Genomic DNA, 20,984 nt, shown 5'->3' on the forward strand with positions numbered 1-20,984 from the left:
GAGGTGGGTCTCATTATTTTAACCTTACTGGGTCTAAAATACTTGCCAGCGTGGGTCAAATTAGTGTGGCTTTTCCACTAAGAAACAACTCTACAGAGCCGGATTTTCGTTCTACTAATGATATGAAACAACTACTAATCTGCCATTGGAAAGCCCTGCTTTCTATTTTATTTGCCATTACAGTCTTTGTGTTTTGGTTCATTCCCGGCGTCAGTATCCTCAGTTACCAAGAACAATATCAACTCTTCCTATTCTCTTCCGAATACTTTTGGGAGCGTATCTGCGTTCCCGGAGGATTGGCCGACTACATCAGCGAGTTCTTGGTACAGTTCTATTACATCCCCATTCTCGGTGCCATCATCCTAGCCTTGTGTTACACAAGCATCCAAAGACTTACGTGGATACTGTGCCGTCGCCTTAGTAGTACAGACACTTGGTATATCCTCAGCTTCATTCCAGCTTTCGCACTATGGTTCTTTATGAGCGATGAAAGCGTACTTTTGAGCTTCACGATAGCTCTCATTGCTGCCTTATGTACTCTAATTGGCTACCATGCAATAAGCCGAAACGAAGCTTTTCCCACAAGAAGATGGCATAAAATCATCTTCCTGCTTATTCTTATTCCACTATTCTATTGGCTATTCGGAGCCTGCGTATGGGTCGTAGCAGCCTATGTAGCCGGCTATGAACTTATTAAACGCAGCTCGCCTACAAACTTTTTGGTAGGCATCTTAACCTTAATCTATACCGGAATCATCATTTACCTCCTCTCTTATAGTCTGCAATATCCCTTGTATCGACTCATGGGAGGTATCAACTATTACCGTTACCCGGCCTTGATCCCACGACTTCAGTGGGTAGTTATGGCTCTCATAGTGTGCATTCCACTGCTCATCTCACGTTTACACGAGCCGAAGAAAAGCCGCCTATGGCTATTTTCTTCTACGAGTATCATTGTCGCTGTTGGCTATTCATCACTTGCTTACGGCTATACTCGTCCACAATACGAACTCATAGACTATGATTATCTGGTACGTAATGAGCAATGGGACGCCATCATCGACAAAGCTACAAAGAAGCAACCATCATCTCCTATGTCGGTAGCTTGCGTCAACTTGGCTCTCAGCCAACGCAATGAACTATCCGATAGAATCTTTGATTTCTATCAAAACGGTGCCGAAGGACTCTTCCCCTCATTCAGTCGAGACATGACTTCGCCAGTCTCTACGGCCGAAATCTACTTTCGTCTCTGTATGGTTAACGAGGCTTTGCGCTACATGTTCGAGGCCCAAGAGGCCATACCCAACTTCCGTAAGAGTGGCAGACTGACCCAACGCATCATCCAATGCGAAATAGCCAATGGTCAATATGCCGTTGCCACGAAGTATCTGAGACGTCTACAACAGTCGCTCTTCTACCGCAAATGGGCTACATGGACGCTAGAAGTCATCGGCAACAAAGACAGATTGAAAATTGACCCGCTCTATTTGCGCTTGAGTTCCGATCGCCAACAGAAGACCGACTTCCTCTTTAGCGACCGCGAAATGGATCAGATGCTCGGCCTGCTTTTCGTGGGTAACTACCAAAACAAAATGGCTTACGAGTATCTGATGGCCTACGAACTGCTGCAAGGCGACGTACAACGATTCATGAAATACTATCCGTTGGGTAAATACGTGAACTACACCCATATCCCGAAAGCTTTCCAAGAAGTACTCGTGGGCGTGTGGCTGCAACAACATGGTAGCCTTCGAGACATTCCCTATAGTCTTGATAAGATGACGGTAGAGAACACGCTCAACTTCATCGGTACCTATATGCGCAACCAAGAGGCATCGGAACTCTCGCAGCCACCACTCTCTACCAATGCTTGGCACTACCTTCTTATTGGAAGCCGAAAGCAAGAGAAGCAAGGCAAACAGAAGATGCAACTCATCTATTGATTTCCATTAAAACATTAACGACATGAAACGTACCATCTCATACCTATTATATATACTCACCATCATGCTGATGACGAGTTGCACCGACACCCCGAAAAATGCCCAAAAGGTAGATAAACTACCGACCATCTTCCCCGATTACGTAGGCGTAACCATCCCTGTAGACATTGCACCCATGAACTTCGACTACACCGGAGGGACTTACGATGCTCTCAACATCGTTGTCAAAGGTTCGAAAAGCGGTGAAATAAACGAGAGCGGAAATGCCATAGACTTCGACATAGACGAATGGCACAACCTGCTCAAAGCAAATCGTGGGGGCAGCCTCAACTTCACGTTGAGCGTGAAAACCGATGGACAATGGACACAATACAAGAGTTTCAAGATGTACGTAAGCAAACATGCGCTCGACGAGTGGGGACTCACCTATCGTCGCATTGCACCGGGATTTGAGATCTATAGCAAGATGGGACTGTATCAACGCAACCTCTCCAACTTCGACGAAGAGCCTATCATCGAGAACACGACCGTTCCCGGAGCATGCCTCAACTGCCACACTTCCAATGGCACCAACCCTTCCCAATTCACCTTCCACGTTCGTGGAAGCCACGGAGCAACACTCATTTCCATCAATGGCAAGCGCGAATGGCTCAAAGCCAAAAGCGATACGCTGCATGGTTCGATGGTATATCCTTATTGGCATCCGTCGGGTCAATACTGTGCCTACAGCACCAACCAAACCCACCAAAGCTTCCATACCGTACGAAGCGAGCGTATAGAAGTGTTTGATCAAGCCTCCGATATCTTTGTCTACAAGCCTTCCACCCACGAATTATTACTCGACACGCTCGTCATGACCGACTCTCATTACGAGACATATCCCGTATTTTCGCCCAACGGACGCACGCTCTACTTCTGTTCTTCGGTAGCTCATCCCATTCCCGGAGGCTACAAACAGATACGTTATAATATATGTAAGGTAGCTTTCGACCCTGCTACAGGTAAGCTAGGGCAACGTGTCGACACGATCTTCAATGCTCGACAAATGGGCAAAAGCGCCACTCATCCGCGTCCATCTTACGATGGTCGATACATCATGTTTACCATGGCCGACTACGGGTGCTTCCCCATTTGGCACCATGAGGCCGATAATTGGCTGCTCGATTTACACACAGGCAAGGCTCAACCATTGACTGTTACCAACAGCCGCAACACCGATTCATACCACAACTGGACGCGTAATTCGCATTGGTTTGTATTTACAAGCCGGCGCGGTGACGGTCTTTACACACGTCTATACATCAGTAGTATCGACGACAAAGGCCGTGCCACCAAACCATTCTTACTTCCCCAGCGCCATCCGGCTCAATATTATGACCGCTTATTCGACTCTTACAACACGCCCGACTTCACCCTTCGTCCTGTAGAGCTCAATGCTCGCGAGGCTGCCAAAGAGATTTCCAGCGATGAAAGAGTCGTAACGAAAGCGAGATAAAGGCCTATTTTATCCGTTTCAGTTCCAACATCCAAAAGTTCATAGCTTCCTCGTTCTTAATCTTTTTGGTATGTAAGGATAAAGTTGTAGCACCTTTAGATAGGTTTATCTTGCCTACGAAACAAGGAGCAAAGCCTTTCGTATAAGACTCTTCTCTAGGAACTCGGTCTAAATCTGCACCGAGCATAGGCTGGTCATTTACTTGATTCAATGTACCTAGAGTACACAACAACACGGTATTATTTCTCATACAACTTAAAGTCTACTTCATCAATATTATAAATCTTTCCCACCCTAACTTTTAGCGGAAAGAATTAAAGTCTCTCGTGCCTTATTTGTAAATTAGTAATTGTAGTAATCTGATCATCATCAGAACCCATGAATGACATTCATGTGAACAAAAGTAGAAGAAGTATCCGACCTATCCAAGTGCTTAAGCGTTAAAAGTCGCTAAAGCTACTGTACAGACAGCTAGTCAGAAAGTATCATTTTCCACTTTGAGACCTCATCTCTCACGCTCGCAAGAAAAACCTAATGGCAAGTAGTATATAGCAATTAGTAAGCATGAAGCACAATGCTACGAACTCACTTAACAACTTATAAACTAAAAGACTTACAAACTAAAACCGAAACTCGTCTACTTGTAAACTTAAAACCTCGTTTACTTGTCTACTTGTTTACCTGTCTACTAAAACGATTGGGTCGGGGTGGGGCCATTGCAAAGCTTCTCCAGCATCGCTGCCTAGCCACTTCAGCAATGCTGCAAAGACTAGGCAGCAACGCTGAGTCGACCTTGCAGTAAGCTGATAGACAAGTAAACGAATTTACAAGTTGGCGAGTTGACAAGTTAATAAACACCATACTCCATATTGAAATGCTAGACAAAAGACACGAGGATTCTTGATTTATTTATATTTTTTTGTGTTTTTTATGTAAAATATCAACCATTCCACTCCCATCTCTTGCATAAAAAACAATTTATTATTTATACATTTGCAGCCGAAAACCAGAACTATCTGAGACGAATCCAAATAGTATTTAACCAAACATTTACAACAACAATGAAAAGAAATCTTTATTTATGCGTTGCAATGCTTTTACTTGCAACATGTTTTATGTTCTCTTCTTGCGACAAAGCCGGCTACGATCTACCCGAAAACACCAAAGAACTATTAATGGGTACATGGCAAACCGTATGGGAAGAATCTGAACTTATATCGGAAGGAGAGAAAGAACCTACCAAAGAAAGTCACGAATATACGAAGTATGTGTATACTTTTAACACAGATGGCTTCGGAAGTTCTCTCAACAAACTCAATGGTACCCCGGCAAAAATGAAGTGGAGTTTAGCCAAAGACCAACTCACTTGCGAAGCTGAGAATATTAAAGAAAAGTTTACTATAGTTGAGATTACTGAAACGAAACTCATACTACAATTGAATTTTACAGGTAAATTGAAAGGTTGGGTACGCTATACATTAAAGAAAGCAGGTAAATAATACGAACTCAACAAACTCTCATACACAAACCGGGGACAGGCTTAGCATTCGCCAGACTGCCCCCGGTTTGTGATAGATATAGCCCATCAGGCTATTAAAGATTTTATTCTGCGCTGAGTTCTATGACTCTACTACGCATGTCGCCGGCCGTAAAAGCATGGAGACCTACGTTCATTAAGAAGTCGCCCGAATAGACGTTGCCGTTCTCCGGCAACGAACTTTTGGCTCCGGGCATTAGGTTGATTTCCTCTATCCGGTACCTCTTAACCGGGTCTAAGCCTTGAAGTTTCACCGTCACCAACTTCTCTTCATAGCGTGGATGGATGTCGTAGCTGAACAACACAGCCTTGTTCTTCGCCTCATTCACATAGTTTACAGCAATATGGTTGCCCTCGTAGGGCGATACCAAACGATATTGTGCCCCATCCATAATTGCTGGTTGCAAGCGGTTCCAATTCTTCACAGCTCCTTGACAGAATGCCAACTCATCAGCACTCAGGTGTTGTAAACCTATATCAAAACCGAGTTTACACATCGAAGCCACATCGGTGCGAAACTTGACACTGGCACGTTTATTCCAGTCGGTGACGTGTGCACACATCGCTTTGACCGGATAGAACTGCGAAAATCCCCACTGTATATATAGACGTTCAACCGGATCGGTATCGTCTGAACACCAAAATTCTGAGAAATACTTCAATGCTTCGTAGTCATTACGGCCACCACCACCCGAACAAAGCATCAACGTGACGTTGGGATACTTGGCTCTTACTCGGTCACAAACCTTATATAGGCCACGCACATAGTCCACGTAAAGGTTGTTTTGATTCTTGGTGTAGTGCGAGAATATATTGGTAATAGGCGAGTTGCAGTCCCACTTAAAGAAAGTAACATCGGGATTTTCTGTCATGATACGGTCTATAACACCGAACACATGGTCTTGAACCTTCGGATTACTGAGGTCAAGTACCAATTGATGACGGTAATAATAAGGTTCACGGTTGGGCTGTGTAAAAGCCCAATCGGGGTGTTTCTCAAAGAGTTCGCTTTTGGGATTGACCATCTCCGGTTCTATCCAGATACCGAACTTAACCCCTGTTTCCTTGGCCGCTTTGACCAAAGCAGGGACACCACCGGGCAACTTGCTACGGTTAACTTCCCAATCACCCAAGCCAGCACGGTCGTCATTACGCGGATATTTATTGGCAAACCAACCGTCATCGAGTAAGAACAAGTCTACACCCAAAGTCTTAGCCTCTTTCATCAGAGCTGCCAATTTCTCTTGGTCAAAACTGAAATAGGTATTCTCCCAGTTGTTGAGCAGACTCATACGTGGCTCCTGTCCTTTATGAAGTTGATATTGACGTGCCCAATTATGCAAGTTCCGACTGCCTTGCCCCACACCGTTGGTACTCAAAGTGAAGATGAATTCGGGAGTCTTAAACGTCGTCTTGGGTTGCAACTCATATTCCGAAGCATACGGATTGATACCTGATATAACACGCAAGACACCTGAGTTGTCTATCTCAAAAGTAAAGCGGAAGTTACCTGTCCAGCCCAATGTACCGAGCAAAACCGTCCCATGGCGCTCGTTGGCAGGTTCGTCTAGCCCTACTTCGAAGAGTGGTTGCATGAACATATTAGCACGTGTGCCGAGTTTAGTATCTATTACTTTCTTACCGGGCAAAAGCTGTTGTGTAGCCTGTTGCGCCTCTTTAGCCCAGTCGCTGCTAAACTGTGTCAAATAGTATTTGTTGTTGTTGAGATACAACATGGCCGAAGCATACTGTTGCATCTTGATGCTTCGCTTCTCTTCATGGCGTATCTCGGCCCACTGTTTGATGACATTCTCCTTGGGATAAGCCACATAGTGTAACGTCACATAGACCGGATACTTGTTATCTTTCAGATTGAAGATATACTCCGTTCCACCTTTTACACTCTTCTCTGTGGCCGACTGGAAATACAAATACGTTGTGGCATTGTCATCGGCATGCATAATACCCAAAGCCGGCTCATAATAATCCTCTGCTCCAGAACAGTGATAAGCTTCCCAACCATCCACATTTGTCGCACCAACACGCCCTGCTCCCACTCGATAAGAGATTTTAGAAGCCTCGTCGGCAAACTTCAATTTCTTACCAAGATAGGTTTGATAGAGTCGTCCATTGTCTCCTACCTGCAACACAAGGTCGGTTTCGTCTGTACTGACTCGATAAGTCTTGTTGTCGGCAGCCATAGCTGTCGACATACTCATCAAGGCTATAAAGGCCAACAAGAGTTTCTTCATATATTTATATTTGTTTTTCATTTTGCTGATAAATGGTATGCATCGTTTAAACGATAGTTAGAAAAACCATCACAAAGATAAGAAGTTTGTTGAAATAAAGCAAACTCAAATAGAGTTTAAAATCACTTTAATACTGTCTATCAACACATAATAACCAAGAGCCACTACAATACCTAAAACAGATAATAGAAGACACATAAGGCATCACTTAAATCATCGTTTTTAGGTATTGTAACCCTTGTAAAACACTGTTAATTTTGCATTGATATTTTGGAAGCATCCAAATGCATACAGATAAATAGTAATATTTAAAATCAAATTTACACACAATTAATTCAAAAGATTATGAACAAGTCCTCTATTGTAGCTGGTTTCATGGCTATTTTATCTTCGGTTGTTTTGCTCTCTTGCAGCAAAGACGATATCAAACCGGGAAATGTGGAAGAAGGACAACCACAGAATCTAACGTCGTGCATCAAAGAAGAGGTGGCCTTAATTCGCCAAATTGCAGCAGCCAATAATATTGAAGCCGATTTCAAATCAGATAATCCTACAGAATGGGAGCGCAAAAATCTGACCATCGTATGGGAAGAAACTAAAGGCACCACAGGCTCTTCTATCTATCGTGTCAAGGAGTTGCGTAGCGGAAAAAGCAAAGATGGTGGTATCAAGTCGCTGGTACTCAACGATGAAAAGAATAATTTCCAACACCTACAGCGTATCGTCCTCAACTCGGCAGCATTGAAAGAGGTGAACTTGGCACATGCTCCGGCATTGCGAACATTGCTTATTGACGGTACGAGCACAGGCGCTACAGCTTTACAAAAAATCTCTTTACACGACCTAGCTGTACTCGATTCTCTGGAGTTGCAGAACCTTTTGGCGCTCGAAACGACCAGCGAAGACAACGGATTCAACATCTACGTGAACTATCACTATCCTAAATTATCTTACCTACACATCAAGAACACGGGTATTAAAAACCTGACTGTCGACCCCGAAAATCCACTGAAAGAACTAAAGTTGGAAGATAATAAGATGTTGACGACGCTTACACTTGCCACCACAAAGCTGGAAAACCTCTCGTTTGAAGCTAAGGATTATCCTGTATTGGAAAGTTTAAACCTTAGAAAATTAGACAAAAACTCAAGCAACACTGTCAATATTGCCGGTCTAACCAAGCTTACCTATACTAACATCAACAATTGTGAGTCAGTAAAAGGTATCAACGTTGACAATTGTAATAATCTGAAAGAGTTGACCGTATGCAACTGTAACCTGAAAGGAGAGACCTGTAAACTTGGCAATTTACCTAATCTCAAAGTACTCGACTTGAATGGTAACCAAATAGAAAGCATTGACCTTTCGGCCTTGAAGAGTGTAACCAACCTAAAATTAGCACACAACAACCTAGCTTCTAGCGACCAATTCAAGTTGCCGAAAATGGTAATCGACCTTGAATTACAAGGCAACGAGAAACTTATTAAAGCAGATTTCACACCTTATAAGCAGATAGAATTGATTAATCTGAAAGGTACTAAGAAAGGAGCGGAAAGCTACAATAAAGATACTCCTAATCCACTATCAGAGATTAATCTGAAAGGTCTTACCAATCTGAAACGTCTCATTGCTACCAACAACTCTTTGAGATCAATCTTTGATGGTACCGAGGTATTCGAGAAACTAGAGGCATTGGAAGTAGAATTCAACGGCATAGACCCTATTGGAATGATGAATATAGCCAAAGCCATTGAGGATATTGGAGTAAGAGTTTCAGCCAATTTCCAGACCTATGAAGCGACACTCAACGGCAGAACTATTGACTATACGACCGTAGCTAGTTATCTAGACGATAAAAGAGATGAATTAGAAGTAACCGTCAAAGATCAAGATAGTAAAGAGGTATCGACCGATTGCTACGATTTGAAAGACGGTCTGCTGACTTTCAAAAAGCCCGGTACATATAAATTATACGTTGGCGGATTCAGGAGAGTGGTTGATGGTATGTATACAACATTAGATTCCAAGGTCTTTACAGTCAAATAATTGAGAACTGAAATATATAATCAGCGGAAATCAACATCAATAAAAAGAAACGGGAGAAAGTCCCCGACTTTCTCCCATCAAATTACATTTTTTATATATAATGAACACAAAAACAAGATTACTGACTACACTCTTCCTCTGTGTATCCATATTCTGCCAAGCCAAAAAGGCGTTGCTAGTCATCGCACATGGCTCACCTAATCCTACATGGAACAAGCCGGCGATTGACTTAGAAAGCAGAGTAAGCGACACACTCAAGGCTCGTGGCATCAAAGACTTCGCTATTGTGCGCACGGCTTTGATGGAGTATACACACCCAAACATAAGTGAAGTGGTGAAAGACTTGGAACGTGAGCAAGTGGATACCATCTTCGCCATGCCCATATTCATCTGTCCTTCATCGCATACAGAAGAGGATATACCCAATCTTCTCGGCCATAAATACAACTCATATATAAGAGAAGGATTGGTAGAAGAGCATGCAGAGTTTGTCAAGACCCGCATCCCTATCACCATGGGGCCGACCTTTATGTTCAGCGATGTGTGCGAAAAGATTACACTTCACAACGTACAACAACTCTCAAAGAATCCTAAAGACGAGGCACTCATCATCCTTGCACACGGCGACGAAGCCTATATGCCCTTTTGGAAAGAACTGATAGAAAGTATAGATAGTAAGGTACGACGCGGTATGGGCTTCGATTACAGCAACCATGCGTTCGTAGAAATGGGACAAGAGTTTGTAAAAGACGCACTGCCTATCATCAAAGAAGCTGCCAAACACAAGAAACGCATCATCTTACAAGGCGTGTATCTCACTTCAGGCATCAAAGGAATGGCACAACGTTTCGGCTTAATTAAGGCTGTAGATGAAGCATTAGCCGGTCAAAATGTAGAAGTGGTATATGGCGAAAAAGGCTTATTACCCGATGGAGCTGGCGAAGTGAGCGGGTGGATAGTAGACTGTGCTCAGCAATGGTTGGATAGATAAACATATCAAAGATGACATTCTATCATATTCTACAATCCTTCGTGTGGGGCGGTTGTGTACTGTTTGGCAGTATGCAACCATTACCGTTGCAGGCCATTCATACCGTACAACAGAGTTCTACCGATGTATTACGCGGTAAAGTGACCGACTCACAAGGTGGCGAACTACCCGGAGTGACGGTCAAAGTAGAAGGTACTCGCCGAGTGACAGTGACCGATGCGCAAGGCAACTATACGCTCAATGTACGTCTGGGTGAAACCGTACGCTTCTCATACTTAGGCATGAAGGGTCAAAGCTTCAAGTATCGACGGCAGGCAAGAGCCAATATCTCGATGCAAGAAGACGACAACATGCTGAACGAAGTGTCGGTTAAGGCTCGCACCAACATCAATGCCATCGATGTAAGAGCACGTGCCGGCGTGGTAGACCAAGTGAATATGAAGCTTGTCACAGAGAAACCCAGCATCGATATGGGGCTGGCTTTACAAGGAGCAGTGCCGGGATTGCTCGTCATGAATACCGGAGAGCTGGGCAAAACACCCGAATTACGCATTCGTGGAAACTCTTCCTTGCGACGCGGAAACGTCTCCAACGAACCGCTCTATGTGCTTGATGGTAAGATTATCACAGCCGAAACGTTCTACAATCTGAATCCGATGGACATCAGCGAGATGAAGGTTTTGAAGGACGCGGTGGCCTGTGCTCTCTACGGAGTCAAGGCAGCCAACGGTGTCATAGAGATTACATCGAAGCGTGGAAACTCCGAAGGAACCACCATCAACTATAACTTCAATATGGGTATTACGACTCGTGGACGGCGCGGTCTAAAACTCATGGAGACATCAGAAAAACTGGAACTGGAGCGCTTGATGCGTAATCCGGCTGCTCCGGGCTATCGTTACAGTGCCGATTATTATAACAGATATGAGTCTGACAACCCCAACAAGGCACAACTAATAGCCGAAGGTGAGAAGCTTTTAAACAACCTCCGACAGACCAATACCGACTGGTTCAAAGAATTACTACGCAATAGTATCTACACCAGACATACGATAAGCATGCGCGGAGGAAATGAGGAAAGTTCATACTTCGCTTCGTTCAACTACACCAAACAGGGCGGAAGAATCAAAGGAAATGACAAAGAGCACATCGGAGTGAGCCTAAACTTGGATAAAACCTTGGGCAAGATAGGTTACGCCATGATTAGTATGAACGGCTCATATGCCAAAGTAAATACTCCGGTGGGAACTTCCAACGACCCCACACAGTTGGTTTACGACCTCAACCCATACGAGTCACCTGCCAGTGGGAAACTATATTCCTATCCCGGACGTACATTCTCCGACCTATTCAATCAATATCAAGAGAAGTCATCCGACAAATCTGTGGGCGTAAGTCTGAACCTCTCGCTCACACCAATCAAGGGATTGGACATCGAATACGTCGGTGGTATCGACTATTTATTGGATGAAAGCAATAAGTTTACGCCGGGTTCGTCGTATTCGGAACGCAATAGTGGCGTGGCGGAATATCAACGTGGTATTCTGCAACGTGCCAAAAACACCACCACCAACATTTCTTCCAATCTACGTGTAACATACGAAAAGACTTTCAACGAGAAGCATAGCGTGACCGTCGGAGCCAACTTTGACTACTATCGGTCTATTTATGACAATATCGGAACGATAGGCTACGGTGTCGGTGACATCAATTCCACATCGGCCATCAACCATTCTATCACGGGAGTACGCCGCGAACGCACATCGGGAAAGAAAGACCGCAATGCCCAAATAGGCGCCGGCTTGTTGGCAAGTTACACCTATAGCGACCTCTACGACGCATACGCATCATACAAAAGAGACGGTTCGTCCATCCTTCCAGCCGATAAACGCTGGAATAATGCATGGGCTGTAGGCTTGGGGTGGACTCCTTCAAACTACAATTTCCTCAAAGGCAACAAGCTATTGACACGCCTGAACCTTCGCACATCGTATGGTGTGATAGCCAATCTGAACGGAGTTTCAGCCTCATCTACAGTCGCCACATTCTCATATTTGGAATCCAGCTACGAGAATCAGCGCCAACTATCGCTCATCAGCCTGTTTAATGAGAACCTGAAACCAGAAGTTACCAAGTCGTTCGACGTGATGTTGACGACTGAACTCATGAAACGCTTGACGCTGAATATCAACTTATACAAGCGCAGAACGGAACAAGCGCTGCTCGATGTGCCCATCCCAACCTCCACAGGATTCAATACTTTGAAGCGCAACATCGGCATTTTAGACAACAACGGTATTGAGGCTTCGGCCAATTGGAGAGTATTGCAGCTCCCCGACTGGTCGCTATCGCTCTTCGGAAGCTTGGCTTACAATAATAATAAGGTGATAGATCTCTACTATGCACACGAGATTTACACCGCAGACGACGCCATTGTGCCCGACTACGAAGTAGGAAAATCCTACGATATGATATATGGTCCGCGCTCATTAGGCATCAATCCACTGACCGGTTATCCTGTTTTCTCAACCCCAAATGGCGAGAAACAGGCCAGCGAACCATTGACCCGCGAAGATGTAGTGGCCTTGGGACACTCCACACCGCCCTACTCCGGCAGCTTCGGAATGAACCTTGGATACAAGTCTTTTGAATTAGATATGAACTTCTACTATAATTTTGGTGGTAAGAAACAGTTCAACTACACCTATGTACGCAACTACGACCACGTGACAAAGAATGCTGCTTCGGGGCAGATAGACAACATGTGGTTCAAGAGTGGCGATGAGAATAAGATTTATCCGACACCATTCTGGACCTCGGCTGTGGCCGAAGACAACCTCAGCCGTTTTGCCAATTCACGTACACTCGGCAACAGCAACTTCATCAGACTGTCGATGTTATCGCTCCGTTATCGCATTCCGGGAAACCTACTCAAGCGCAATCTGCCTTTCATAAGGTTTGCCTCAGTGGCACTGCAGGCTTCCAACCTGTTTAATTGGACCTCTTATAGCGAGTCAGACCCCGAAAGTGGAACCCTAGCCGGTACACTTCAACCGGTCTATACACTAAATGTAAATCTTACATTTTGATACTTTTCAATTTCATGAAAATGACTTTCAAATACCTATCACATCTCTTAATGGCAGTCCTATGTGGCACTTTGCTCACTGCTTGCACCATCAATATACCGCCGGCCGATGAATATAGCGACCCGGATGCTATCTCTGGACTGAAGCAAGCACGCTCTTTGCTTGCTTCAACTTACGCCCTCTACCCCCATTGCGAGTTCGATTTGTCGGTCATGGGAGAAGACTTTATGCCCACAAACTATACCAATAAGGATATTAGCAAGCAGAACCTATACTCGTGGAAGGACAGTGAGATAACCACAATGGCCGAAAATCTGTGGTTACAATTCTACAACACCATCGCTTCGTGCAACACCTTGCTCGAACGAGTAGAGAAGATTGAGGTGACAAACGATAATGACAAGTTCTCGAAAACAGCTATTATAAGCGAGGCAAAGACGCTAAAAGCACTCTGTTACTTCAAGCTTCTACAGCTATACGCCCCCGCTTACGACCGCAACCCACAAGCCGACGGTATCATTTTAACCGATAAAGTGGGACTCAAATTCCCCAAACGTTCGTCAATTGCCACTTGTACCGACAGCATCCGCGCCTTGTTAACTCAAGCAACCGGCGTTAACAACATCCCCACGGCAAACGGTTGGTTGTCAAGGAAAGCCGCCATCTATCTGCAAGCAGAGGTGGAACTCTATGCCGAAAACTATAGTAAGGCTATCCAACTGGCCGAAGACATCATCAAAGACTGCTCTACCGACATGTTCACACAGGGCGGAATAGAAAGCCTTTGGACTACAACTAGCAACAAGAACCGCATCTTTGCATTTTACAACGACGGTAGTTACTACACCAGCATACAATTTGGAGCTGCCAATGGAGATTATTTCGCAGTGAATCCAAACATATCTTTCACTCCCGAAGACCATCGAACAAGCAGCTATGTGCTTACTTTCAACATGGATGGAGCCCCGCGAACGCTGCTGGGCAAGTACAATAAGAATCTGAAAGCAGGCACCGATAATCGCTACATAGACATGATGCGTCCGGCAGGAGCCTATTTTATTGCTGCCGAGAGCTATGCTCAATTGGGGCAAAATGCCAAAGCTATCTCCACCATCAATGCTTATCTCAATGCCGTCAAAGCTACTCCACTCACAGAAACGCTCACCGGTGAAACACTCATTGACGCAATCCTGCAAGAGAAACAGAAAGAGTTTGTAGGCGAAGGACAAGGATTTCTCGACTTGAAACGCCTCCACAAACGCTCCATTCACCGGGGTAGCGCCTTCAACAAGGGCATTATCTCTACCATCAAAGCCGACGATTACCGTTGGACATTCCCCATTCCGCGTTCTGAATATCGCTATAACGAGAATGTGACACAGAACGAGGGATGGCCACTGAATCGATAATTAAAAACGAATTTAAAATCAATAATATGAAACAGATTATTTCTTTGACGTTATCACTTCTTGCTTTCGTGCTCGCAACCGTATCATGTAGCAGCAACGAGGACAATGGATATCAAGGCAAAAACTACGTACAACTATCGACAACTGTAGACCCTTCGATGACAGAAAACAGCACCGAAGGCATCACGGTAAATTTGATGGCTACCTCGACCGTCGAGAAAGACGTCACCATCAAACTACAATTGGTTAACAACGACGACGGTGTACTAAAACTCAATAGTAATGTCGTAACGATGAAAGCAGGTACTAAGACGGCTCAGGTCACCATCTCGTCGAACCAGAAGAATCTCCTCAACGAGCAGCGTACAGTCGTACTGAAGGCCGCGGAGTTCTCCGATGCCAACATGGTGGCGCAGGGCGACCTCTCCATAACGGTACGCCCGAATCCCGCACTCCCCGTATTGACCGCCGAACAGATAAAACTTATCGACGGCTATCGTGCCAAGTACGGTATTAATCTGAACAATATCCTTGGCACGGTCAACTGCAAAGTAGAGGCAAAATCGCCCACCGACGAGGTTGGCGTGTACACCGATGCCGAGACAAAGACCTTCGAGGGCGTCACCGTCATCACCTTGAGCGAGGCCTCTACAGCCGATACACCGGTGCTTAAGATGACCGACAACCCCCTCGGACTCACCGCCTTCCTCGGCAACTGGCTCCATAAGGAGACCGATGAGAACGAGTTTTGGCAAGATGTATCGACCGCTTATCCCCACATGTTCAAGGCTATCGGCTTTGATAAAGCCAAAGAAACCTTCACCGCCACACTCGATGGCATCGCCATTAACCTAAAGGATAAGACCATCAGCTTTACAAGTAAGATCAAGGATAAGTACGACGAAGACATCACCACCGTTCCTTTCAGTTTCACATACACGGCTTGGGACCGCTGGAAAAAGATGAGCGACGAGGGCAAGAGCATTCAGACACCCAATGGAACCGACGAATCCGGCAACGTAAACGCATGGACTACACAGACCGTTAAAGAACTCATTGGCAACGGAATCACGCTCATGCCCGGTTATTTCTTGTTCAAGAGTACCATTGATAAAGACGACTGGGGAGAAACGCCCAGCAACTGGGTGGCTCCGAAAGGTACCATCGACTTCGGCAACGGAAACATGATCTACCGGTTTGCATTAGACCATGAGACAGCCTCCGGATACACACAATTCACCGTAACATATACTTTTAATCACTAATCCAAGTGTTGAATGAGATTAAAACTTCGATACTTGGCAGTTTGGGCATTGGTGGGAACTAGTATTCCTATCAATGCCTTTGCTGTTGATAAGCCCATCAATTTCCCTAAAACATGTATAGAGGGTAGACTAGACAATGGTCTACGCTATATCGTCATGCCCAATCAAGCTCCTCAAAACTGCGTAGAACTGCGCTTGGTATTGCGAGTTGGCTCCATGCAGCAGTCGGCTATGCAGGGCGGAACGGCTCATTTTTTGGAACACATGGCCTTTGCCGGAAGCAAGCAATACCCCGGATTAAGCATGATAGACAGCCTTGAGACGTTGGGAATGCAATACGGTCGCGACATCAACGCCATGACCGGGTTCGATAAAACCTACTACATGCTCACCGTTCCTGTAAAGGATAGGCAATCTTCTACGCTTTCTCGTACCTTGGGGATGCTTAAAGAGTGGCTCTGCAACCTCACTTTTACCGATGAATACATACAAAAAGAACGTGGCATCATACTCGAAGAGCTACGCCAATACGACATTTACGACCCCTTCTACGACCTGAAAATGGGCAACACCGTGTATCGCCGGAAGCTCCCACTAGGCAGTATAGACGACATACAAAAAGTTACCAAGGCCGATTTGCTTGACTTTTACCATCGTTGGTATACTCCCCAACTAGCTGCCATCGTCGCTGTAGGCAATCTAGATGCCCTCAAAACCGTGCAAACCATCCAACAATTATTTGGCGGAATACAACCCAGAAAGTTGCGAGGGTATCAAGTCTATCCTTTCAAACACGATAAAGGCATCTCCATATCCACGATGCTTGACACGCTCAAGAAAGGCGAGCAACTGGAAGTAATGGTGCCTCACGCCACCGTCATCAGCAAAACCATCACCTCTACTACACAGAAGCTACGAGGTCGCATGCTCATATCTGCTCTGAACAAACGCGCTTCATGGATGCAAGGCAGCGTAGATTTTTCCGACGCATGGTATCTGGCCGATAAAAACTTCTTCACCTTGTCGCTACAAGGTAGCAACAAACGCGAGTTATTACAGCGTTTAGAGCGAGTCGTAGCCTGCCTCCGACACACCTGTCAACAGGGTTTTTCGGAAGAAGAGATGGCACTGCTCATCTCCGAATCTACCAAGCATTTGGCATCAATCGATAGCGAACAGAGTTCGGAAGCATGGTGCGAGGACTTCACCGACTACTTGATAGCCGGCGACCGCAAACTCTCTACACCGGAGGAAGTGGAACTTGTGCGCGAGCAACTGGCCAAGACCACCGCGCAACAATTACAGACCATCTTAACAGAATGGTTAAAGGCAGCCGACCAAACCAAACTCGTAAGCTATGTACAACGTAGCGGCCATTCGCTCACCAAGCAAGAGATAGCTGGCATTTGGCACCGTGCGAAAAACCAAAAGGTCGAACCCTACGTCTACACACCGCACGTCGAATCGGTCGAAGAAGTCAAGCCTACCCCGGAATGTCTTGCCAAGAAGTACGTATTTGCCCCATTGGCTATCGCCAAAGAAACTCACTATCCACAAACCAACACTTATGATATCGTGTTGAAAAACGGATTACGACTCGTACTAAGGCCTACTCGCGATGAGAGTGGCATTTTCACGATAGAAGGATTCGGGCGTGGAGGCACGGCCGACTTGCCCGATAGCACTTATCACCAATATGCCGGAACGGCTGGATACATCGATATGGGCGGTTTAGCCAAGGTACCTTATGAGCAGTTATCTGACTATATGGCACAGAGCGGACTATCATTGGGCGTGAATATCGCTTCTTATTGGCACGGTTTTATAGGCAATGCCCCGGCAACAAAAGCCCAAGAGATGTTGAATCTTATCGCAGAGAAGACTCATCACCCGGAAGTTAATGAAACTGAATTCAACGAGACCAAGGCCGAGGAAGTGGCTTCGTTCGGAATCACTACACCCTTACAGATGCAACTGAAACAGGATGCCAACCGCATGCTTACAAATCTTAGAGACTCAATAATGGGCGATGCTCCGTCCATGATACGCCCACGCCAGACTTGCCAAGACTTGGAACGCCAAGACATTCACCACATGACGGCTTACTTCAAATCGCTTTATGCCGATCCGGCACAGCTCACAATAGTCATCGCAGGCGATTTCGATGCCGACAGTATGAAGCAAGTGACCGCAGCCACATTGGGCAGTCTGCAATCTCATAATATCCCCACAGTTTATCGCGAAGTGAGAAACGTCTTGCCAAACCAACGGACTACTCACGTCATAGATAGCCATGGTGACGAGCAAACCACGCTCCATATTCTGCTAAGTGGCAACTATGAACCATCATTACGCACCACACTTACGCTCAAACTGATGCGCGAACTCCTGCAAAAGCAGCTTATCGACATCATACGTCGCCGAGAAAACCTCACCTACTCGCCTTTCACCGACTTAGCTTATCACGGTATAGACGGCCATTCTTACTACTTCGACCTCATCTTGACACTCGATGAAGCCAACGTAGGTAAGGCAGAGAAACTCATACAGGGCATCTTGACCGACCTACAGACACACAAAGTAAAGGCTGAGACACTGGAGAATATCAAGCGTTCGTTCCGCATGACCAAGGCTAAAACGCTGACCGATGATGCCACCGGAGCATGGCGTGGAGAGATTGTTGGCCGACTCAAGAACGGCGAATCGCTAGCCGACTTCGAAAACTACGACGAATTACTGTCGTCTATCACACCCGACGACGTGCTCCAAGCATTCAAACAATACATCCATCAAAAGACAATAACAATTCTAAAACTCAAAGGAAAATCATGAAAAAGAAATATTTACTGCTCTTACTATTGGTAATGCCCCTGTTGACAATGGCCAAATCCGACTTGAAAGCATTCACACTGGTCGACAACGCAGGCCACGAAGTCCCATTCCAAGAGATGATAAAGCAAGCTTCCAAGAGCGATGTCGTCTTCGTAGGCGAAATGCACAACTGCCCTATCACCCACTGGCTGGAACTCAAAATAGCCGAAGCACTCTATGCCAAGCACAAAGACAACTTGATGTTGGGGGCAGAGATGTACGAGGCAGACAACCAACTCATCATGGACGAATACCTGAATGGCAACATCAAATACGAGCAGTTCACCGATGAAATGCGTCTATGGCCAAACTATGAGACCGACTACGAGCCGGTATTCTCGTTCGCCGAAGAAAACCATCTACGATTTATTGCCACCAACGTACCGCGCCGTTATGCCAACGTGGTGAAGTATCATGGCCTTGATTACCTCGATAGCCTGAGTGCAGATGCCAAGAAATATCTCCCTCCGTTGCCTATCCCCTTTACGATGGAAGGCAAAAGTACGGCCGCATTCTCGCTCATGGCATCTATCCATGGTAAGAAAGACGACCCCATACGCATGCACATGGCACAAGCATTAAAGGATGCCACGATGGCTTGGAACATCTCAAAGAACATCGGACGTCACCATTTCCTACATTTCAATGGTAGCTATCACACAGCTGGAAAGACGGGTATTATAGACTATCTCAACCGTTATCGTCCCGAAACAACTATCACCACCATCATGGCAGTGAAACAAGAGGAGATTGATAAACTCGATAGTGCGTATCAAGATCAGGCCGATTACTACATCATCGTGCCACAAGATATGAGCACTTCGTACTAAATCATATTACTGCAGGGCTTTGGCAGCAATGCTGCAAAAGCCCTGCAGCAATACTGCCGAACCTAGACAGCAAAGTTGCCTCGCCCCTGCACCAACCTATTGAAAGCTTTTTAAAGAGGTAAAACAAAAAAAAGAGAGACTCAAGGTTGAGTCTCTCCTTCTATATATTGTTCCATAAACATGTGCTCACCATCAAACACTGCGTAGGTAAACTGCCATATCCAATCACCCAAAATCATCATCCGAGCCTTCTTGCTAAGCATCAAGTCGAGTTCTATATGGCGATGGCCGTAAAGGAAATAGTCTATGTCGGCGTGCGTCTTCATGTACTCTTTGGTGAAAAGAACGAGATATTCCTTGTGCTCACCCATATAAGGAGCCTCCTTACCATCGGCTCTTTTCAACCTACTATGCTTGGCCCAATTAAGCCCAAGAGCCATTCCCCAACGCGGATGGATGGCACATAGCAGGCGTTGACAGGTGTGGTTGTGGAATACTTTACGCAAGAATTTGAACTTATTATCGGGATCTCCGAGTCCATCTCCATGTGCCAAGAAGAACACTTTGCCGTATATCTCGGTGGTTAAAGGCTTGGTATGCACAATGAGACCACACTCTTCTGCCAAATAACCATACGTCCAAATGTCGTGATTACCGGTAAAGAAGTGTACTTCCACGCCATTATCAGTCAGCTCGCTCAGCTTCCCAAGGAAACGTGTATAGCCTTTTGGAACCACATAACGGTATTCGTTCCAGAAGTCAAACATGTCTCCGAGCAGGTAGATAGCCGATGCCTTGTCCTTAATACTGTCAAGGAAACGCACCAGCCGACGCTCTTGCGTACGACCATGCTCTATGGCTAGCGATCCCAAATGGGCGTCTGAAAGGAAGTATACATTCTTCATGGGCATGCAAATTTTAGTCGAAACCGAGTTCCACGCGAGCTTCTTCGCTCATCATACTTTGGTCCCAAGCAGGTTCAAACACCAGATTCACACTGCTGGATACCACTCCTTCGACGCTATCTATCTTTGTTCTAACGTCCTCAAGAATGAAATCGGCAGCCGGACATGAGGGTGATGTGAAGGTCATATCAACCTCCACATTACCATCTTCTTGCACATCTACTTTGTAAATCATGCCTAAATCCCAGATATTCACAGGTATTTCAGGATCGTAGACGGTCTTCAACACGTCCACGATACGCTCTTCTATTGCTATTTTTTGTTCTTGTGTCATTGCTAAGTCTATTAATA

The 20,984-nt window shown here is 45.5% G+C and carries 14 protein-coding genes; 10 read left to right on the forward strand and 4 right to left on the reverse strand.

Going from position 1 to position 20,984, the window contains the following annotated elements:
* Positions 1-122 precede the first annotated feature (122 nt).
* Together AC1EK4_RS07520 and AC1EK4_RS07525 are read left to right on the forward strand one after the other, a co-directional pair.
* Positions 123-1,943 (forward strand): DUF6057 family protein, encoded by a 1,821-nt coding sequence (locus AC1EK4_RS07520; RefSeq protein ID WP_480357681.1) that lies wholly within the window; start codon positions 123-125, stop codon positions 1,941-1,943.
* Between the two features lie 22 nt (positions 1,944-1,965).
* Positions 1,966-3,438 (forward strand): TolB family protein, encoded by a 1,473-nt coding sequence (locus AC1EK4_RS07525; RefSeq protein WP_480357683.1) that lies wholly within the window; start codon positions 1,966-1,968, stop codon positions 3,436-3,438.
* A gap of 4 nt (positions 3,439-3,442) precedes the next feature.
* Here the strand turns inward: AC1EK4_RS07525 and AC1EK4_RS07530 are convergent, their stop codons facing one another.
* Positions 3,443-3,688: a hypothetical protein gene (locus AC1EK4_RS07530; protein ID WP_036896061.1), complete on the reverse strand. Its 246-nt coding sequence runs from the start codon at positions 3,686-3,688 to the stop codon at positions 3,443-3,445.
* A gap of 811 nt (positions 3,689-4,499) precedes the next feature.
* Between AC1EK4_RS07530 and AC1EK4_RS07535 the strand changes: the two genes are divergently transcribed.
* Positions 4,500-4,937: a lipocalin family protein gene (locus AC1EK4_RS07535; protein WP_082721649.1), complete on the forward strand. Its 438-nt coding sequence runs from the start codon at positions 4,500-4,502 to the stop codon at positions 4,935-4,937.
* Between the two features lie 103 nt (positions 4,938-5,040).
* Here the strand turns inward: AC1EK4_RS07535 and AC1EK4_RS07540 are convergent, their stop codons facing one another.
* Positions 5,041-7,227: an alpha-galactosidase gene (locus AC1EK4_RS07540; protein WP_480357685.1), complete on the reverse strand. Its 2,187-nt coding sequence runs from the start codon at positions 7,225-7,227 to the stop codon at positions 5,041-5,043.
* A 345-nt stretch (positions 7,228-7,572) separates the two neighbouring features.
* Here AC1EK4_RS07540 and AC1EK4_RS07545 point away from each other — a divergent pair, with 345 nt between their 5' ends.
* The 7 genes from AC1EK4_RS07545 (at position 7,573) to AC1EK4_RS07575 (ending at position 19,728) form a co-directional block, all read left to right on the forward strand.
* The gene (locus tag AC1EK4_RS07545; RefSeq protein WP_480357688.1) at positions 7,573-9,273 is read left to right on the forward strand and encodes a leucine-rich repeat domain-containing protein; all 1,701 of its coding nucleotides are present in this window, start codon (positions 7,573-7,575) and stop codon (positions 9,271-9,273) included.
* Positions 9,274-9,373: 100 nt separating this feature from the next.
* Positions 9,374-10,264 carry a sirohydrochlorin chelatase gene (locus tag AC1EK4_RS07550; protein WP_480357689.1) on the forward strand — a complete coding sequence of 297 codons (891 nt, stop codon included), beginning with the start codon at positions 9,374-9,376 and terminating at the stop codon, positions 10,262-10,264.
* 71 nt (positions 10,265-10,335) lie between these two features.
* Positions 10,336-13,353, forward strand: coding sequence for a SusC/RagA family TonB-linked outer membrane protein (locus AC1EK4_RS07555; protein ID WP_480357729.1), 3,018 nt, complete (start codon positions 10,336-10,338; stop codon positions 13,351-13,353).
* Positions 13,354-13,367: 14 nt separating this feature from the next.
* Entirely contained in the window at positions 13,368-14,762 is a 1,395-nt protein-coding gene (locus AC1EK4_RS07560) for a RagB/SusD family nutrient uptake outer membrane protein (protein WP_480357690.1), read from the forward strand.
* 26 nt (positions 14,763-14,788) lie between these two features.
* Positions 14,789-16,027, forward strand: coding sequence for a DUF4929 family protein (locus AC1EK4_RS07565; RefSeq protein ID WP_036896183.1), 1,239 nt, complete (start codon positions 14,789-14,791; stop codon positions 16,025-16,027).
* A gap of 12 nt (positions 16,028-16,039) precedes the next feature.
* Positions 16,040-18,859, forward strand: a complete 2,820-nt coding sequence (locus AC1EK4_RS07570; protein WP_480357691.1) for a M16 family metallopeptidase — start codon at positions 16,040-16,042, stop codon at positions 18,857-18,859.
* Positions 18,856-19,728: a ChaN family lipoprotein gene (locus tag AC1EK4_RS07575; RefSeq protein ID WP_480357692.1), complete on the forward strand. Its 873-nt coding sequence runs from the start codon at positions 18,856-18,858 to the stop codon at positions 19,726-19,728. The genes AC1EK4_RS07570 and AC1EK4_RS07575 overlap by 4 nt, the downstream gene beginning before the upstream one ends.
* 140 nt (positions 19,729-19,868) lie before the next feature.
* Here AC1EK4_RS07575 and AC1EK4_RS07580 read toward each other — a convergent pair whose 3' ends face one another.
* Both AC1EK4_RS07580 and AC1EK4_RS07585 read right to left on the reverse strand, forming a co-directional pair.
* A complete protein-coding gene (locus AC1EK4_RS07580) occupies positions 19,869-20,633 on the reverse strand; it encodes a UDP-2,3-diacylglucosamine diphosphatase (RefSeq protein WP_036896185.1) in 765 nt (254 codons plus the stop codon).
* A 13-nt stretch (positions 20,634-20,646) separates the two neighbouring features.
* Complete coding sequence (locus AC1EK4_RS07585; protein ID WP_036896074.1) at positions 20,647-20,967, reverse strand: metal-sulfur cluster assembly factor; 321 nt, start codon at positions 20,965-20,967, stop codon at positions 20,647-20,649.
* Positions 20,968-20,984 lie beyond the last annotated feature (17 nt).

The sequence above is a fragment of the Prevotella sp. C0026C3 genome (assembly GCF_056590795.1).

Excerpts from the sequence above, each read along its gene's own strand:
- AC1EK4_RS07520 (WP_480357681.1), top strand. The coding sequence starts at position 123 with ATGAAACAACTACTAATCTGCCATTGGAAAGCCCTGCTTTCTATTTTA.
- AC1EK4_RS07525 (WP_480357683.1), top strand. The coding sequence starts at position 1,966 with ATGAAACGTACCATCTCATACCTATTATATATACTCACCATCATGCTG.
- AC1EK4_RS07530 (WP_036896061.1), bottom strand. The coding sequence starts at position 3,688 with ATGAGAAATAATACCGTGTTGTTGTGTACTCTAGGTACATTGAATCAA.
- AC1EK4_RS07535 (WP_082721649.1), top strand. The coding sequence starts at position 4,500 with ATGAAAAGAAATCTTTATTTATGCGTTGCAATGCTTTTACTTGCAACA.
- AC1EK4_RS07540 (WP_480357685.1), bottom strand. The coding sequence starts at position 7,227 with ATGAAGAAACTCTTGTTGGCCTTTATAGCCTTGATGAGTATGTCGACA.
- AC1EK4_RS07545 (WP_480357688.1), top strand. The coding sequence starts at position 7,573 with ATGAACAAGTCCTCTATTGTAGCTGGTTTCATGGCTATTTTATCTTCG.
- AC1EK4_RS07550 (WP_480357689.1), top strand. The coding sequence starts at position 9,374 with ATGAACACAAAAACAAGATTACTGACTACACTCTTCCTCTGTGTATCC.
- AC1EK4_RS07555 (WP_480357729.1), top strand. The coding sequence starts at position 10,336 with ATGCAACCATTACCGTTGCAGGCCATTCATACCGTACAACAGAGTTCT.
- AC1EK4_RS07560 (WP_480357690.1), top strand. The coding sequence starts at position 13,368 with ATGAAAATGACTTTCAAATACCTATCACATCTCTTAATGGCAGTCCTA.
- AC1EK4_RS07565 (WP_036896183.1), top strand. The coding sequence starts at position 14,789 with ATGAAACAGATTATTTCTTTGACGTTATCACTTCTTGCTTTCGTGCTC.
- AC1EK4_RS07570 (WP_480357691.1), top strand. The coding sequence starts at position 16,040 with ATGAGATTAAAACTTCGATACTTGGCAGTTTGGGCATTGGTGGGAACT.
- AC1EK4_RS07575 (WP_480357692.1), top strand. The coding sequence starts at position 18,856 with ATGAAAAAGAAATATTTACTGCTCTTACTATTGGTAATGCCCCTGTTG.
- AC1EK4_RS07580 (WP_036896185.1), bottom strand. The coding sequence starts at position 20,633 with ATGAAGAATGTATACTTCCTTTCAGACGCCCATTTGGGATCGCTAGCC.
- AC1EK4_RS07585 (WP_036896074.1), bottom strand. The coding sequence starts at position 20,967 with ATGACACAAGAACAAAAAATAGCAATAGAAGAGCGTATCGTGGACGTG.